The sequence below is a fragment of the Allomuricauda sp. MMSF_3307 genome, assembly GCF_030733585.1.
Classification (GTDB): Bacteria; Bacteroidota; Bacteroidia; order Flavobacteriales; family Flavobacteriaceae; genus Flagellimonas.
Map to the genome: position 1 here is coordinate 346,474 of NZ_JASHIQ010000004.1, position 17,455 is coordinate 363,928.

Consider the following 17,455-nt stretch of genomic DNA (forward strand, 5'->3'; position numbering starts at 1 on the left):
AGTAAAATTGGAATAGGGTGCAATGACCTACTTCAAATCCTAGATTGAACCAATCGATTTATAACATCAAAGGGCTTTTCAGGTTTTCTTTGCGAGCAAAGAAAATAGGAAGAGCAAGAGGATAGCACGCTTGCGCGGTGCTATTGATTCATTTTCCTTCGGAAAAGCCCATAATTAGGGTGTTTTCAAAAATATAGAACAAAAAGGTTTATGGCATTTTTGACTAAAAAAGGCCGTCAGACTAGTAAAATCAATGGACTTTTGACTAAAAAATGAATTTTTGGACTCTAACTTAGTTGAAAAACTGAGGCTTTTGTTGTTGAATTAACTTAAATGCCCATACTTTCATTTTTCACGGAAAAGAGCGTTCAACCCAGTAAAATCAAGACATTTTTTACGGAAAATGGAAAAATACAATTGCGATTTGGATAAAAATTGCCTCGCTCAGTAGTATTAGTTAAGGGTAAGATCTGGGGCTTGCAGCGCGAAACTTGGTTTCGCTCGCCTGTGTTCAGATTTTCAATCCATGCATGGTTTTTTGAAGCCGCGTTTAATCAATCTCGGCTGTTTTTAGGGAAGACTATGTTCTTCCAGGAAAAATATTGTATTACTTCCTCAAGGATAACTCTAAATTCAATAATTTTTGAAAAAAGAGGGAAGTCAGAAATCTCGAAAATTATTCCCAACCAAAAAATGATTTAATTTTTTTGTGGTCCGATTTGTCACTTACTTCAAGTATTTCGTTCACTAAATCTGTCGCAACCGGGTTTGTTTTTGGATATCTGTTATGGTTTAGAAAATTCCTCAAGGCCTTGTTCAATTGGTTTTCACCAATCAATTCACTCAACTCCACAAATACAATGGCACCCTTTGAATAGGCTAAATAGGTCTCTCCCGGTGCCACTTTAAGCAGGGATTTCTCTTCATGCAATCCCTTTTCGGCGTCATAAATCTGCTGATGTATGGCCACACGTTCCATCATTTTTTCTTTTCCGTACAATTTTTTGTAAATCATCATTTCTGTATACATGGCCAAACTTTCGGTTAGCATGGAATAGCCTTCCCTATAGTCGGGTTCAATTTGGTTGGTACCCCACCAAAAATGGGCAACCTCATGGCCTGCAAGTTCGTTTACAACATCCTGATTGTCTCCTACGGTGAGATTGGCATTGAATGTCATATTTTCGGTCATAAAAATGGTTCCGGGATAGGCGGTTCCGGCAAAACCTTGGGTAAATGATGAGACTTCGGAATAATTGATGGATGTATAGGGGTAAGGACCAAAATTTTCGATACAGTAATCCAAAGTGAGTTTGGTGTTTTCAATAAGGTGGTCAACATTGTTTTTGTGCAATGGATGATGATAGACCGTAATGTCAATATTGTTATGTTCCACACTTTTTGTTTGATATGCTGCCGAGGAAACGGCAAAGCGGAATGGAATGGATGCCGCCGTGAATTCATAAAAATTTCTGCCATCAACCTGCCACTTCTCAGTTAATTCTCCTGTACCAACGGCTATTTGGTTTTTTGACGTGGAGATTTGCATGTTAAGATCAATAGTGTCATCGATATCATTTTTAGGTGCCTCCAGCTTTCGTAGTTCAGTTGGTGCCCCCAAACCATGTTTTTTTCTCAATTGGATGTCATCCAGTTCTTTCCCTTCATCATATCCAAATTGAGGATAATATCGACTGATTCTCATAAAGGAACCATCTTCAACAATGGCATTAAAAGGGTCATGGCCATTTATTGGGTACCATTGATAGGATATTTTAAAAGATAGTTTAGCTGAATCATTCGGTGTAATGGCTTGGTTCAGATACAGTTCAGAAATCGGCTCATCCATGCGAATCGTTTCGTTTTTGTATTGATAAACAAGGGATTTAATCTCAAAATCTTCTGGCACATAAATCAATACAGAATCAATTGGTTTTTCGTAGGTGTTTTTTAATAGATATTCGCCTTGAATGGTGTAAGATCGTTTGTTTGGATACAAATCAATCTTGGTATCCACTTTTTTGATGGTGGGTTGATGTATTCGTTGATATTTTCGATACTTTTTTTCGTAGGAAACACGCTCTTCGATTTGTTGCTCTTTCTTCTTTTTTGGAATATAGTTTTCTAAATATTGTGAACTACTGAAGGCGGCAATGGTCATGCAAACGATTATTCCAATTCCTGTCGCCAATCTTTTAGAGGGAGACTTGATCAAATTGTACACAAGAAATAAAATACCGATAAGAGAGAACCCAAAAGCGAGTCGCCATAGGAATGGAATGAGGTAAGCACCATAGCCAATAAAATCACTGTAAGTTCCACGATACCCTGAGAAGAAACGGAACAGGGAATTATCTACTATACTTTTTGCAATGGGTGTCGCTAAAAGCAAAAAACTCAATATGGAAACCCCTAGTGCTATAGTTTTGTTTTTGCTGATTGTATTGATGAAAAGTAAAAACATGGCAAACAAAAGCAAGGGAAGCGTATTAAAAATGAATACCCCAACATAGGCCTCCCAATCAAAAAGCGGGAATTTGAACACCAACTGAAAAATAATTGCCTCTAATAGCATTAGTGCAGTTAGGGATAAGATCAACAAAGAAACGCTCCCAATATGACCTAAAGGTTTTTTGGCCACATGGTAGGTAGTGTTTTCAATAATGGAAAACCCGCTGGCCTTACTCCGCCAAAAGATATCGTTTACAAAATAGACCAGAACCAAACCTCCCAACGCATGAAAAGTATTGTTGATGGTTTGTGCCAAAAGGCCAGAACTGGCATAAAGTTGGGGCATACGGATGCCTTTATTGATGTCATCGAACATTTCCACACCAACATAAAACAGCAGTAATATGGAAATGGCCATAAAAGCTATGCTTTTGAAAATATAAATGGAATCAACCTTGATGAACGAGAATATCGCTCGCCATCTTGATTCCCGTCCAAAATTGGTGGCTGTTGTAGAAAAAGGTTGTTGTAATGTGTTTTGCGGTAAGCTTGAGCCCTTTTTTTGGGACTTCCCTTTAAAATTAGGTAGAAAGGAATAGGAACGAATCCCTAAATATACCGTGCCCAGAGAGAAAAGGGCAAACATTAGTCTATTGATGAGTAATAGATCAGTGAAGGGTACAACTTTATTGTTCCGTTGATAAACATTGAGGTCATTGGCTTCATAAAAATACCCCGAAAGCCCAAACAAATCCACTAGGGCGGAAATACGTTGTACCAGTAAAGATTGTGGCATAGCCTGCGCCATAAAAGGCGCATTGGAGAACATCAGGGCTATCATGTAAAACACATACAGCAATAAACCTGAAATAGCTACCAATAGTTTATTTTTAAATGTCTGTGCAATAAAGAATAGGATACTGCAGACGAGCAATGTGTTAATGGCTCCAAATATCAAGAAGGGGTATGTAAAGTGCCAAAGGTTAAAGCCAGGGTTCATTTGGACATTTTCCGACAAATGAAGTCCGACCACGTATCCAATAATCAGAACAAAAAAACCGAGCAGGGTCAACAGGTAGAAGGAACAGAAACGGGCAAGCGCAAATGCTTTTTTCTTGATGGGAGTGGAAAAAACAATCAAACCATAGTTGGCGTCCTGCTCTTTGAACAATAACGAAAATCCCAGTACAGTGGCGATTAAAATGATGGCAAGGCTCAATAGCCCGATCATAAAACCAACAGAGTAGGAGGCATTTGCGGCAAGCTCGTCCCCAACTGAAATATTGAATTTAAACCCGGTCAGGAAACCAATGCCCACAAAAATGAGTAGGGCAGCGTATGTCGCTTTTTGCTTTACAATGGTCTGTATATCGTTTAGGATAATGGTTTTCACAATGCAGAGGTGTTTAAATGCGTAAAGTAGGCGTGTTCCAAAGTAGGGGGTGTTTCAGTAAAGCCGGCAGGGCAATCATCTGCATGAATGGTTATATGCATGACCCTTTCTACCAATTGCTTACTTATGATTTGATGATGGGACTCCAAAGTGGGCAGTTCTTCTTTGGAAATCGCTGTGCTCCATAATTTTCCATTTAACTGTTCGAGGTATTCTTTTGGCGCCCCTTGGGAAATAACATGTCCCTTTTTTATGATGGCCATTTGCGAACAAAGGTTTCTTACGTCTTCTACCAAGTGCGTTGATAATATAATGATGATGTCCTCGCTGATATCACTGAGCAGTGTATTGAAACGATTCCGTTCTTCTGGGTCCAATCCGGCCGTAGGTTCATCTACAATAACAATCTTGGGTTCGCCCAATAATGCCTGGGCCACTCCAAAACGCTGCTTCATACCGCCGGAAAACGTATGGACCTCTTTGTTTTTGACATCGGTCAGATTCACTTTTTCCAATAAACTCATGATTTGATCATGACGTTCCTTCTTGTTCACCACCCCTTTCAGCTTGGCCAAGTGTTCCAAAAGATCATAAGCGGATACTTTTGGGTAGACACCAAAATATTGCGGTAAAAAACCCAAATGCTTTTGGATATCCAGCGGGTTTTGAACCACATCGGCACCATTGAAGCTGATGTTTCCTTCCGATGGTTTTTGCAGTCCGACAATGGTTTTCATCAAGGAAGATTTACCTGCACCATTAGGGCCCAAGAGTCCAAATATTCCGTTTTGTATTTCTAGATTTAAGGCAGTAAGCGCCTTGTACCCACTGCTGTACACAAGGGATACATTATCAATTTTTAATGTATTCATGATTAAAATATGTTGGAAGAACTATGCTACATAGTCAATAATATCTCCTGGTTTACAGTCCAATGCCTTGCAAATGGCCTCTAGGGTTTCAAAGCGTACACCTTTTGCTTTTCCATTTTTAAGTATGGATAAATTGGCTGGGGTTATGCCAATCTCTTCGGCGAGGTCCTTGCTCTTTATCTTTCGTTTGGCGAGCATCACATCAATATTTATAACAATCGGCATAACTTAGATATATAAATCTTGTTCGTTTTGTAATGACAGTCCTTGATTGAAAATTTCTGAAACAATAAAAATAAAGACCCCTAAAACAAGGTGTAATGCTACAATGATGAATATTCCTGTATCAATCTCAATGAATAATGATGAAAATGCAACAAGCACTATGGGTAAAATCAAATTTGCTGAATAAAACCGCTTTAAATGTGCAATATTGGGCTGGGTAAAAAGCTTTTCCTGATAAAACACTTTGAACACATCGGAAAGCAACCAAAAAAACAAGGTATAAGACAAAACGGGCAATAAAAAGGCAAAAAGAAAATACGACCAGTTGTTGTCCAATATTAAAAAAGAAACATCGGTAAAGGGATAATTGATTACAGCCTTGGTATCCTCGATTTGAATATTGGTTTTTGTAAACCACGAGAAGACTCCGTACAGTGCAATTACCAAATAGATCCAAGCAAGGCTCTTTGTAACCGCGTACAACATTTTAGATAGTACTCTTGTTTTTTTCATTGTTTAGATGATGAATATTTCTGCAAATATATAATAAATTATTGTAAAACAATAATAAAATATTCTTTTATGAAATATTTTTATCCTTAAAGATAAGCTTCAAGAGGTACTTTTATAGGCCCATTTCATCTTTTGTAAATCAGTGACCCGGTGTATAGGGAATCTTTGTTGACCTGAAAAGTTCTTGAGAATACCCCTAGGTTGCTACTGTAGCCACCCCCATCGTTTCGGAATATTTTGCCCTTTAATATTCCCCAATTAAAAATGTAGTGGTCCTTTTCTCTGTAAATTTCAATGTCGGGCCAGTTTTGCTCATTGTGATACGTTCCTATGATGCTATCATGGGTTGAATTGGCTGAAAGCATTTGTGAGTCATTGGGATATTGTATGTCATCTTCCCTCTTAAAGCTATTATCGAAAGAGGTTTTCTCAATTTTTAAAATACTGTCCGCATGCTGTTCATTGATTAGGTTATAGGCATAATTTGCCATTAAATGAGGTAATAAGTAGGCTCTGTTATCGTTCGAAAAAGCAATCACCCCGACCTTTTTATCGGGCATGAAGGAGATGTGGAAGCTTATCCCGGCCAATCCTCCAAATCGAGTCAAAATCCTATCATTCCCATATTCCGCAATATCCCATCCCAAACTATAACCAGACCGTTGGTACGTAAAGTATTTTTTGTCCTGGGTTGCGGTTGAGGTATGCAGTTCCCCCCATGAATCTTTGTTTAATAGCACATTATCCTGATTGATATTTGCCGCCAACCATTTTGATAGATCATTGATAGTGGAAATAATCCCTCCAGAGGCGTGCATCGTGATATCCGATTTATAAAAACGTTTCTCAATTATTCCCATTTCTTTGGTCACGGTTAATGAAGGGCGAATGTCTTCAAATGCAAAATCACTGACATTGGCACTTGTATTTTCCATTTTTAAAGGAGAAAAGATATGGTCTTCCATAAGGACTTTCCAAGTTTTTCCCGTTACCTTTTCCGCTGCTATTCCAGCTACGATTGGTCCTACATTGGAATACCGATACCTGCCTGAGGGATCGAATAGAAAATCAGTGTTGAGATCATGTATCAGTTCTTTATTCCCATCCTTGTATCCCAAAAAAGCTGTTTTCCATGTCATCGGCGTACTGAAGGTCCCATGGGTATGGTTTAAAAGACTTTTGATGGTAATGCTCTTGGTATCAATACTATCGCTAAAATCCAATTCAGGAAGGTACACATTAAGAGGTTTGCCCAAATCCATGACATTCTTCTCCTCTAAAATTTTAAGTAAGGTGCCTGTAAACGATTTTGTACTGGATGCAATATAAATGGGAGTATCGTTACCCAGAGAGGCCTCTTTGCCATTTAAAATTTCCCGATTTAATGTAAATGAATACGCCAAGCCGTTTTCGTCGACCACGGCGAAGATGAAATCCCCATACATTTCCTTTTCAAGATAAATGTCTTTTACCTTGTTTTGAAATTGCGTTGCAAAACCGGGATGTTCTTTTTTGAATATATCCGTGTTTTGAAGTGTGACATTATGGTTTGTTCCACAAGCGAAAGTGATAAGTAATAGTAGTAATACGATGAAAAGTCTCATGAATTGATGTGTTTTTTGATATAAAGATTTTGACGAACAAACTCTACGCTAGGTTACATTTTTCGTACTCCTTGAGCCATCTTGAACAAACTAACTACAACAATTCCTCGAAGAGAACTTCTTTTGGTTTGCGCACTTTTGTTCTGAATTGTGTGTGGTCTTCCTCTGATCGGTAACCAATTGGGGCAATCACCGCAGCATTCAGACCTCTTTCTTCAAGACCCAAAATGGAATTGAATTTTTCTTGCTCAAACCCTTCCATGGGACAGGAATCAATTTTAAGTTCAGCACAAGCAGTCAACAAATTGGAAAGGGCCAAGTAGGTCTGTTTTTCGGACCAACTTTGCCAAGCTGCATCTGGTTTGGCCGACAAACTTTCCTTGATTAAATTCCCGTATCCTTCGAGTTTTTCCAAAGGGGTGCCTTGGGTTTTCGAGGTGGCCTGAATATATTCGTCTATATGTTCGTTTTTTCTTTCGGTATAGTTGCAGAACACGAAAATATGGGAGGCATTGGTTAGTTGATCTTGGCCCCACGCAGCTAGTTTTAATTTTTCTTTTAGTTCCTTGTTGGAAACGATAAAAACTTTGTACAGTTGAAGTCCGTACGATGACACGGATAGTTGTACCGCTTCTTTCAAATGTTCTAAATCCTCTTTCTGAATAGTTTTCGATGCGTCAAATTTTTTGGTGGCATAGCGCCATTTCAAGTTTTCCAGTAATTCCATTTTCTTATTTTTTAAAATTATATTATGATTAATTCTTTCTAGCTTTTAGTGATCAACAAAATACCCACGGTCATTGCCAAAAGGCCTAATGTTTTTTTCATCACCATAGGTTCCTGAGGTAGCCCAAACCAACCAAAATGTCCTGCCACAGCAGAAAAAATAAGCTGTCCGAACAATCCCAAAGAAATCATGGTAGAGATACCCAGTTTAGGAATGGTATAATAGTAAAGCCCGATTCCGATGACACTGAACAAGGCTCCCGTAAACCATAAATATTTGGGAATGCTGAGCAAGAGCGATGTCTTTGGAATGTTTTTGACCGTAAGGAGTACTGCCAATAATGCAAAGATCACACTAAAGAAGAAGGCCGTGAGCGAAGCCAATAGCGGATTTTTCAGCTGCACACCAAGTTGGGCGTTCAATCCCCCTTGCATGGCCAAAAACACACCGCCGATAAAAGCTAATAAAATGTTGATATACTGATTCATGATTTCACATTTGATTTCACAAAACTAGAGTGATGCCTTGGAGTAAATCTTAAGGTAGCTTAAGAAATCGGAAACGGGTTAGAGCTAATTTTGATATCTGATCAGTTGCTGGGTTTCTTAACCAAAGTCAATTGCTAAGCGATTGCCACAAAATAGCTTTGCTTAATTATGAAGGATATGAATAGGACATACAGGTTGATAAAAGTTCTTGGACGGCACAACCTATTTTTTTGGGTTATGTTGCTTTGCCCACTATTTGGTTTTGGGCAGATTGATATCAAAAAGGAAAGTCAAATTGATGCATTATTCAATGACTGGAATTTGGAAAACCACCCTGGTGGAGTAGTGGGGGTTATGAAATCTGGAGAGATACTATACTTAAACGCTTTTGGGAATGCCAGCTTGGAATATAAGGTGCCCAACAACAACTCCACATTGTTCAATATCGGTTCCATATCAAAACAATTCACGGCAATGGGGATTGTGTTACTTCAAAAAAGAGGATTATTATCCGTTGATGATGCGGTTCAAAAGTATTTCCCGGAGTATCCCATTTTTAAAAACCCAATGACCATAAAACATTTATTGCAACATACAAGCGGATTAAGGGATTTTCACGATTTGATGGCCCTTGCCGGTTGGCGAGGTGATGACTATAGAACCAATGAAGATGTCATGAGGTTGCTACAAATGCAAACGGATTTGAATTTTAAACCAGGGGAACAATTCATGTATTCCAACACGGGATATGTGGTGTTGGCCGAAATTATTGAAAGAATTACGGGAGAGGATTTTAAGGTTTGGATGCAAAACAATGTTTTTGAACCGCTACAAATGAAGAATACCTATGTAGAGGATAATAATCAACACATCGTCTCCAATAGGGCCACATCATATTATCATAGTCACGCTAGTGTTTTTGAAATGGCTCAAGCTTATTGGGCCTATACCGGTTCAGGAAATATATATTCCACTACCGAGGATTTATTAAAGTGGGCCCATAATTTTTATGACCCCAAAACAGGTTGGGGGCAATCCTTTGAAGTTCTTCAAACCTTGGGAGGTTTAAACAATGGCCACCCCATTGACTATGCCCTTGGCATTTATATAGATGAAATGTTTGCTAAAAAGCGGATACAACATGCCGGAGTAGTGGGAGGGTATCGCACTTTTCTTTGCATATATCCAGAGGAAGAATTAGGCGTCGTTGTATTGACCAATTTTTCCAACGCGCCATTTGGAGAAAAAGCGGATGACATTGTTGGCATTTTACTTTCGGAAGCAAGGGAAAAGGCAGAACCGTTGGTTCATTCGGTGAATCAAAAGGAAGCTGGGCAACGTGAAATTTCGGTGGAGTTAAGCGATTTTATGGGAACATTTTATAGCCCTGAAATTGATACTCATTACACGTTCTACGTGGAGGATAGTACCTTAAAATGTTCCCATGCAAGACATGGGGAACTTAAATTGGAGCGGGTTGGCCCGGACGAGTTTAAAAGTTCTTGGCCATTGGAAACCATCAAAATATCACGTAATCAACAAGGAGAAATAATCGGTCTCCATATATCCACCGGTAGGGTAAAAAACATGTGGTTCAAAAAAATCAATTCATCATCAATCAATTAATATCATGAGAACAACAGTCATTAACTTAACTCCGATAATGTTTGGCCTTTCAGTCGGATTTGGCCAAACCGATACGCTTTCTATCGAGAATGTGAATGTAATTCCGATGCATGAAGAAATCGTGATGCAAAACCAAAGGGTGGTTATTGCCAATGGAAAGATACTTCGGGTTGAGTCCATGGAAAATACATCGGAATATGCCACAGCCAAACTCATTGATGGTTCTGGGAAATACCTGATTCCGGGATTGCACGAGATGCATTACCATTGGCGCAATAAAGAAGGAGGGATCAAGCGTGATTTCAAATTGCTTTTGGCCAACGGAGTTACCACGGTTAGAAACATGGCGGAGTACGATTGGCAAAATCATATTGCCATTAGGGATAGTATTGATCATGGGAAATTATTTGGGCCTAATTACTATACTTCGGGACCTTATTTACAATCAAGCGATTTAAAGACCAGAGCGGATGTAGAGCGCATCATAGCACAGCATCACAAAAAAGGATATGACTTTATAAAGATTGCGGATAATTTGCCCAAAGATATTTATTTGGAAGTTTTGGAAAAGGCGGCCGAATATGATATTCCCGTGATAGGACATGCCCAGCGTGAGATGGACGTGGAGTATTCCCTTCGGATGAAATCCATTGAACACGTAGAAGAGTTTGTGTACTTGTTCGGTGAAGAACAAAGAAGTGATAGCCTATACCTGAAAAATGCGGTACAGCAAATTAAAAACAGTGGAATTGTCATTGCCCCGACCTTGGTGGTTTTTGATATGATCTTACAATGTTTGGACGACAATAGCTTCGCAAAACTTAAGAAAAAAGAAGTCGCAACATATATGCTGACCGGAGATTATGCGTATTGGGCATCCGACGAAAATCCCTATCGACAAAATTTAAAAGGAAAGGTAATCAATGGAATGGATGCTTTGCCATTGTTGGAAGGTTACTTTGAATGGATGATGAATTTCACTAAAATGTTGGCAAAAGAAGATGTTCCCTTGATGACAGGTAGTGACACTTTTGGTTTTGTGGTTCCTGGATTTTCCTTGCACGAAGAATTTCAATTTCTTCAAGAAGCAGGATTATCTCCTTATGAAATTTTGAAAGCCAGCACATTGACACCTGCCCGTTATTTGGGTTCGATGGCCATGGAAGGAACTATTACCGAAGGGAAAAATGCGAGTTTGGTCCTATTGAACAAAAACCCGCTAGAAGATATTAAAAACACCAAAACGATTGAAGGTGTACTATTGAAAGGTAAGTGGTTGAATCGAGACCAATTGGACAGCTTTTTAAAGGAAGTTGAATCGTTAAATCGTTGAAAACTCAAATAAATTAAAAATACCTATGCCACATTTTGTACTCGACTGTTCCAATACAGTCATAAAATCTCAATCCCCGGAATCCATAATGCAATTGGTTTATAATGCCGCTGAATCCACAGGTTTGTTTGACCCCGAGGATATTAAGGTGCGGATCAATCCCTTTGAACACTATATGGTTGGGAATGCAAAGGATGACTTCATCCACATTTTTGGAAACATCATGGAAGGGAGAACTACTGAGCAAAAGGCCAATTTATCAAAGCGAATTGTTTCGGAACTGAAAGGTATGTTCCCCGAAGTTCCTATTATTTCCATTAACATCAGGGATTTTGAGAAAGCGACCTATTGTAACAAAACCATGGTATAATCTTCTACTATGAAAATGAAAGTAATAACGGCGACCATTGCAATAGTTTTGATGTTTTTACAAGCTCAATCGGAGGGTATTCCGAATGTAGTCGGCACCAACCACCTTCTTTCCTCTAAAATATTGGATGAAGAGCGAGAGGTTCAGATATATCTGCCCCCAAGCTATCAAGATTCAGATAAAACATACCCTGTGGTTTACGTGTTGGATGGACAACGTTTCTTTTTACATGTGGTCAGTCTAGGTCAATCGTTCCAACAATTTCAATTGACTCCGGAATTTATTATTGTAGGGATTAACAATAGTTATCCTGATAGGTTTCGAAATTTTGGGGAGGGAAATGAAAATTTCAAGGGCTTTTTGGAAGATGAATTGATGCCCTATGTGAACGAAAACTTCAGAACAAAGGACGAAAACCTGCTTTTTGGTTGGGAATATGGTGGAAGCTTTGTTTTTCATATGATGATGGAGGAACCTACACTTTTTAATGCCTATTTGATGGCCAGTCCATTTCCCATTTTTGATGCTATTGATGATTTGGATACTTCATCCAACATGGAAACCCAGCTTTATTTTGCGGTAAGCCCCGATGAGTATGATGTAAGGCACAGTACCGAAAAATTGAACGGTAAACTGACATCAAACCCCATTGATGGGCTTGACTGGAAATATTTTGAGTTTGAATTGGAGGAACACCGATCTACAGGATACCCAACTTTGTATCATGGTCTTCGAGACTATTTTAAATATTATCAGGAGTTTGAAACGAACAACCTGAAAAAATTAATCAATGCGGGAGGTATGGCGTATGCTTTGAATTATGCTCAGGAAAGGGCCAAGCGCTATGGGTTTGAACCTGACCTTTCTCTTTGGTCACGCTTTACCATTGTTCGCAGTGCTATGCGGGCCGATGATTTTTACCACTTTGAAACCTTGTTGCATTCCATGGATAAAGATGTATTCATCCAAGAATTGATAGAACAGCGAGATTATGCCGTATCCCAAATAGCCACATTTTACGAAAAAAACAATCGGTTTCAGGAAGCTATTAAACTATATGATCTTTTGTTGAAAAAGTATCCGGATTCAGAAAGGCTGTTGACCAAAAAAAAGAATGTAACCCAACATCTGATCCAAAAACAATAGCGAAATGAAGCTTAAATATATCCTAGCCGTAGTTCTACTGAGTATTACTTTTAATCAAATCAATGCTCAGGATTCATCTAATGACCATTCAGGTGACAACTCTTATGTTTTGGACCAATACTACAAATTAAACCTAAAGGTTTTTCAAGCGGGCTCGACTCCAGAAGACGTTGACAATATTTTTGAACTGTTTACCGACGATTTCACCTATGTGCATCCCCAATATGGTGGGGTTTATTCTAGAGAAGATCTATACAACGGTTACATTCGAAACCAGAAAAATGGCGGTTATAACGGGAGTGTGGTCGATATTCAAGTGGAAAATAAAATTGTTGGTTTGAATGCCATCGCGGTGAGCAAGCGGTTTATTAGAAAAGAGGAAGGCAAAGTAGTAGAGGGAGAGGCCCAAATGGCCCTCTTTGAATTTAAGGATGGCAAAATTTCTAGGATTTATGAGTATTGGTAGTTCCTAAATGAAATAATTAACAACCAAACAGAAAAATCAAATCAATTAGAAAAATGTACTGTATGAGAGCTCTTTTATCGTTTTTATTTATTGTAATGGGAGTTTACTCCCTTCAATCACAACATCAGACTGATTCAATAACCAAGGAATTGAATAGGATACAGGAAAACAGTAATCTTGTAGGCTTCGCCGTGGCCATTGTCAATAAAGATAGTATTGTTTACTCCAAAGGCTTTGGCTATTCGAACAAAGAGCAACAGATACCTTATGCAACGAAAACGGTCCAACCTATTGCATCCATTTCCAAGACTTTGCTCGGAATGGCCCTAATGAAAGCCCAGGAAATCGGAATACTGGATTTGGATGATAAGATCAATGATCATTTACCTTTTACCATACAGAATCCATTTTATCCAAAGGAGCCAATAACCATTCGTCAACTTGCTAGCCATACCTCAAGTATTCTTGATACAGAGCATTATGGGAAGATTTACATTTTTAATGATAAAATTCCGCCCTTCTATGAAAACTTGCCCCAAAAACTCAAACAGGAGGTACAAAAAGAGGTAAACCTATTGAATAGAAACCAAATGATGCCTTCACCCCAATTCATTAAAAACCAATATTGTACAGATGGAAAATGGTATACGTCAAATGGCTTTTCAAACACGGTTCCAGGGTCTTCCTATAAGTACAATAATATGGGAGCTAATATTGCGGCCTATATTATTGCACAGGCCAGTGGTATGGAATACACTGAGTTTTTAAGGAAGCACATTTTAAAACCACTTCAAATGAATGATTCAGGTTGGGTATCCAAGACACATCATCTGGAAAATGTTTCCACATTATATTGGTACGGTCATCCCATTCCAACATATGAGTTTATTACATATGGTGATGGTGGGTTCATGACCAATATAGAGGACTTCAGTAAGTATATGACGGCAGTAATGAAGGGTTACCAAGGGGAGAGCAATATTTTAAAGGCATCCAGCTACAAGGAAATGCTATCTCAACCGGCCTCAAAAGAATTCAAAAAGAATGTCTTTTGGACTATTGATGATGAAAAAATCGGGCATAGCGGCAATGATCCAGGTATTATTTCCCATGCATATTTTCTTAGGGAAGGAAGTCATGGTATCATTGTGTTTGTCAATACTTCGGAAGTCGAGAATGATATGATATCGGTAAGGGATATCTACCGCACACTGCTTAAATATATGTAGTGGCTCTAATGATTCTTTTTAAACCCTACTTAAACATTACATAGAAGAATCATTCGAAGTCAACTTTAAGACCACAAGCAAATAAGAAATGGATATGGGCACATGTTTGCAATGCGAGTACCACCTTACTTCAATAAATCGTTTTTAACGTCCATATTGAACAATACTGTAATTTCATTACAATACCCGTTCATTCGTTGTAGATTTTCTGTAGCAGTTTTTGGTAATTTTTGCTTTGCAGTTTCCCAAGCTTTTTTATCAGGCCATTGGGCATACGCAATATAAACACCCGTTTCGGTTTTATGGAGACGGGAGCCAAGCCCTCCAGCATGTTGCATAAACCCCTCTGTTACCATTTGCCACAGCGTCTCAAAGTCTTCTTCTTGACCTTGGATAACTTTAAACTCATAGATTACCGCATACATATTGACCTTGTTTTATGGTAAGTATCAGTCCCAAGCATGAGAAGTGGAAATGGCATGCTTGCCAGCTCCACTATAGAAAAAGGCAATACCTGCAACAAGATAGATAAATAAAAGGTCTAATGTCCAACCACCGAACTGGTTTAATGTGAAAAAATACTGGATTTGGGCCATAAGTATGGCCAATAAACAATTAAAGGCGAACAGTGAACCTGCCAATCTACTTCTATACCCTAACAGAAGCATTATTGGTGCTATTATTTCCCCTATAAAAACTCCATAAACCAAAAAGGAGGGCAAATTATAGGCATCCAATAAACTGCCAATGAACCCAGTACCGTTTGTAATTTTATCGATACCATAAATCAGCATGGTAAAGGGAATGGAAATCCTAAAAAGAAGGATAGCAACATTTTTGTTTCGTTTCATGATTAAATTTTTTTTGATTTAAAAATTATATTTAAAGAATATTCCGAAATTGGTAAGTGTTCTTTTTGCGTTATTGAACTGGTCTAGATTAACAGCAATCCCTGTGGTCAGTAGCTTTTTTTGAATTCCGACCTTAACCTGCTGGAGCCCCCTCGTATATTCATTGGAATTCAAATTTGCTGTTGCCAGCAGATTCAGGTATCCTCGGTGACCTTTCCATAAAAAGGGCGTATAGCTCATTACAAGCGATTGCTCCAATGAACCTCCTTTTTGATAGGTGACGCCCATAGTATAAACTCCTAGAAAGTTTGGTGACCGAAATAAATAGGACATCGATACAGTGCCAAATGCCCCAGGATTCTTTATGCCGATAGCTGCATTTGCACTCACATTTTTGAACACGGAATATGAAATGGTGTTTCTTATAAAAAAGAGGTTGTTTTCATCGGTGTTGTACTCGGTATCGAACAGGGTTAAATTATCGACGGTCAATTTTTGATTGACTGAGTATTTGACCAAATGTTTATATGTGATAGATCGATTACCCAATACCACATCGGGATTAAAACGTAGTTCTTGTCCAAACCCAACGCCAATAACCAATACCTTTAAAAAGATGAATAGAAGTTTCCCCTTACCCATTGTTCTAAATTTTATTAGGACAAACCTACGTGCAAACCCAAAGGGAATGCTTAAGGTATATTAAGAAAGAAAAACAGCACCCTAACAAAAGAGAAGGCGTCCATTTTTTAAAATGGGACGCCTATTGAACTTAACTAGAAGATACAGTTTTATGGTCCGGTTAATGAAAAGCTTTCCAAAATACCATATGTGGCAAAACCAAGCTTGTGATAAATACGCTCACCTGCTTCCGATGCCACAAGAAATACCCTATTGCTTTTTGACTTTATTGTTTGATTTATGAGAAATCGTGTCATTTTTTTGCCCATGCCCAATCCCTGATATTCCGGCTTGGTACCTATTATGTGAATTCCTGAAATACCATTTTTGTCCAAATAGATCATTCCACAGCTTGGGAAGTCATCATTATATCTCCCCAGAAAGAGCTGCATGTTTTCTTTGTTGATTAAGGATTGAATTACAGAGGTATCTACCAAATATCCGAAAGAAGCTGATGCTGTCTTCGCAAACATACTTGCCTTGTTTCTTGAGTCCACGAGTAGAAATGCGGATTCGTCGATATCATCGTAATACAACAGGTCAGTGCTTAGGGCCATGGCTTTTACCTTAGAGGTGGAGCAAAAATTATTCGATTCCAACAATTTCTTCGTGTTTTCGCACTCGGGTATTCCAATGGAGTTTGGAATTTCACCTGTGCGAATTCTTTTCTTTAACTCTACGATATTTAAATTGTCAACCTCAATGTTGTAAACTTTACTGGGCCATGAGTGGGGCTCTGGTTTTGTAAAGGCAAAGCCTTTTTCCTTGTTAAAAGAACCGGTATGTTTTCCAATTTGTTCCCACAGTTCAAATAAATGCGCAATGATTTGTTTGTTCATGATTTCTCTTATTATATAAATCCTTTGGACTTTAGATTATTTCTTATTTCATCTATAAATGAATCCATTTCTAATTGTGTTTTAAACCTGCCATTAGGTTGATTGTGGTAGTTCAATAGATTATGAATCACAGCTTTTAGTTCCAGTTTGTCTTCCAGCCTTACCAGTTCATTATTTTCTATATCGAATGTTTTATGGAACGCACCTAAGGAAAATCGACCAACCATTTTTCCACCCCAATTGGGCAGCAATCTTTCCAAAATATTGAGGTGGGTACTACCACCTAGTTTTCCGGGCGAGGCACTTAGAAGAAGAATGGGCTTATCATGAAAAAAACGTTGATCTACCCTTGAAAGCCAATCAATGTGGTTTTTTAAAAAAGCGGAGGGAAGTCCATTATGCTCAGGGGAGGCCAAAATAAAACCATCGGCCGAATTGAAAATTTGAAATATTTCTCTCGTTTGAATAGGAATACCTTTTTTTTCGGTTTCGGGACTATAGATGGGCAATTCATATGATTTTAGGTCAAGAATTTCTATGCCGTTGTCAGGAAACTCCCGTAAGATGTATTCCAGTAGATTTTGGTTTATGGAATTGTGACTGGTACTTCCGGTAAATGCAATAATCTTTTTCATAATGCG

18 protein-coding genes are annotated in these 17,455 nt (G+C 38.5%); 6 read left to right on the forward strand and 12 right to left on the reverse strand.

Annotated elements, in window-relative coordinates:
- Positions 1-676: 676 nt before the first annotated feature.
- The 7 genes from RBB12_RS12280 to RBB12_RS12310 all read right to left on the reverse strand — a co-directional run bounded on the left by RBB12_RS12280 (position 677) and on the right by RBB12_RS12310 (position 8,273).
- Entirely contained in the window at positions 677-3,844 is a 3,168-nt protein-coding gene (locus tag RBB12_RS12280) for a M1 family aminopeptidase (protein WP_306014272.1), read from the reverse strand.
- Complete coding sequence (locus tag RBB12_RS12285) at positions 3,841-4,716, reverse strand: ABC transporter ATP-binding protein (RefSeq protein WP_306014273.1); 876 nt, start codon at positions 4,714-4,716, stop codon at positions 3,841-3,843. The genes RBB12_RS12280 and RBB12_RS12285 overlap by 4 nt, the downstream gene beginning before the upstream one ends.
- 21 nt (positions 4,717-4,737) lie before the next feature.
- Positions 4,738-4,941, reverse strand: a complete 204-nt coding sequence (locus RBB12_RS12290; RefSeq protein ID WP_293285261.1) for a helix-turn-helix domain-containing protein — start codon at positions 4,939-4,941, stop codon at positions 4,738-4,740.
- A 3-nt stretch (positions 4,942-4,944) separates the two neighbouring features.
- Positions 4,945-5,454: a DUF2975 domain-containing protein gene (locus RBB12_RS12295; RefSeq protein ID WP_293285258.1), complete on the reverse strand. Its 510-nt coding sequence runs from the start codon at positions 5,452-5,454 to the stop codon at positions 4,945-4,947.
- Between the two features lie 125 nt (positions 5,455-5,579).
- Positions 5,580-7,058 carry a serine hydrolase gene (locus RBB12_RS12300; protein ID WP_306014274.1) on the reverse strand — a complete coding sequence of 493 codons (1,479 nt, stop codon included), beginning with the start codon at positions 7,056-7,058 and terminating at the stop codon, positions 5,580-5,582.
- A gap of 94 nt (positions 7,059-7,152) precedes the next feature.
- On the reverse strand, positions 7,153-7,785 hold the full coding sequence (locus RBB12_RS12305; RefSeq protein ID WP_306014275.1) for an NAD(P)H-dependent oxidoreductase: 633 nt from the start codon (positions 7,783-7,785) through the stop codon (positions 7,153-7,155).
- A 38-nt stretch (positions 7,786-7,823) separates the two neighbouring features.
- Positions 7,824-8,273, reverse strand: a complete 450-nt coding sequence (locus RBB12_RS12310; protein WP_306014276.1) for a DMT family transporter — start codon at positions 8,271-8,273, stop codon at positions 7,824-7,826.
- Between the two features lie 177 nt (positions 8,274-8,450).
- Between RBB12_RS12310 and RBB12_RS12315 the strand changes: the two genes are divergently transcribed.
- The 6 genes from RBB12_RS12315 to RBB12_RS12340 all read left to right on the forward strand — a co-directional run bounded on the left by RBB12_RS12315 (position 8,451) and on the right by RBB12_RS12340 (position 14,443).
- A complete protein-coding gene (locus tag RBB12_RS12315; RefSeq protein ID WP_306014277.1) occupies positions 8,451-9,899 on the forward strand; it encodes a serine hydrolase domain-containing protein in 1,449 nt (482 codons plus the stop codon).
- 4 nt (positions 9,900-9,903) lie between these two features.
- Positions 9,904-11,232 (forward strand): amidohydrolase family protein, encoded by a 1,329-nt coding sequence (locus RBB12_RS12320; RefSeq protein WP_306014278.1) that lies wholly within the window; start codon positions 9,904-9,906, stop codon positions 11,230-11,232.
- Positions 11,233-11,257: 25 nt separating this feature from the next.
- Complete coding sequence (locus tag RBB12_RS12325; protein ID WP_306014279.1) at positions 11,258-11,602, forward strand: 5-carboxymethyl-2-hydroxymuconate Delta-isomerase; 345 nt, start codon at positions 11,258-11,260, stop codon at positions 11,600-11,602.
- Between the two features lie 9 nt (positions 11,603-11,611).
- Positions 11,612-12,748 carry an alpha/beta hydrolase-fold protein gene (locus RBB12_RS12330; RefSeq protein ID WP_306014280.1) on the forward strand — a complete coding sequence of 379 codons (1,137 nt, stop codon included), beginning with the start codon at positions 11,612-11,614 and terminating at the stop codon, positions 12,746-12,748.
- A gap of 4 nt (positions 12,749-12,752) precedes the next feature.
- On the forward strand, positions 12,753-13,214 hold the full coding sequence (locus RBB12_RS12335; protein WP_306014281.1) for a nuclear transport factor 2 family protein: 462 nt from the start codon (positions 12,753-12,755) through the stop codon (positions 13,212-13,214).
- A gap of 62 nt (positions 13,215-13,276) precedes the next feature.
- Positions 13,277-14,443 (forward strand): serine hydrolase, encoded by a 1,167-nt coding sequence (locus RBB12_RS12340; RefSeq protein WP_306014282.1) that lies wholly within the window; start codon positions 13,277-13,279, stop codon positions 14,441-14,443.
- 125 nt (positions 14,444-14,568) lie between these two features.
- Here the strand turns inward: RBB12_RS12340 and RBB12_RS12345 are convergent, their stop codons facing one another.
- The 5 genes from RBB12_RS12345 to RBB12_RS12365 all read right to left on the reverse strand — a co-directional run bounded on the left by RBB12_RS12345 (position 14,569) and on the right by RBB12_RS12365 (position 17,449).
- On the reverse strand, positions 14,569-14,868 hold the full coding sequence (locus tag RBB12_RS12345) for an antibiotic biosynthesis monooxygenase family protein (RefSeq protein ID WP_306014283.1): 300 nt from the start codon (positions 14,866-14,868) through the stop codon (positions 14,569-14,571).
- A 24-nt stretch (positions 14,869-14,892) separates the two neighbouring features.
- Positions 14,893-15,294, reverse strand: coding sequence for a DoxX family protein (locus RBB12_RS12350; RefSeq protein WP_306014285.1), 402 nt, complete (start codon positions 15,292-15,294; stop codon positions 14,893-14,895).
- Positions 15,295-15,312: 18 nt separating this feature from the next.
- A complete protein-coding gene (locus RBB12_RS12355; protein WP_306014286.1) occupies positions 15,313-15,936 on the reverse strand; it encodes a hypothetical protein in 624 nt (207 codons plus the stop codon).
- Between the two features lie 149 nt (positions 15,937-16,085).
- The gene (locus RBB12_RS12360; protein WP_306014287.1) at positions 16,086-16,814 is read right to left on the reverse strand and encodes a GNAT family N-acetyltransferase; all 729 of its coding nucleotides are present in this window, start codon (positions 16,812-16,814) and stop codon (positions 16,086-16,088) included.
- Between the two features lie 11 nt (positions 16,815-16,825).
- A complete protein-coding gene (locus RBB12_RS12365) occupies positions 16,826-17,449 on the reverse strand; it encodes an NADPH-dependent FMN reductase (protein WP_306014288.1) in 624 nt (207 codons plus the stop codon).
- Positions 17,450-17,455: the final 6 nt, after the last annotated feature.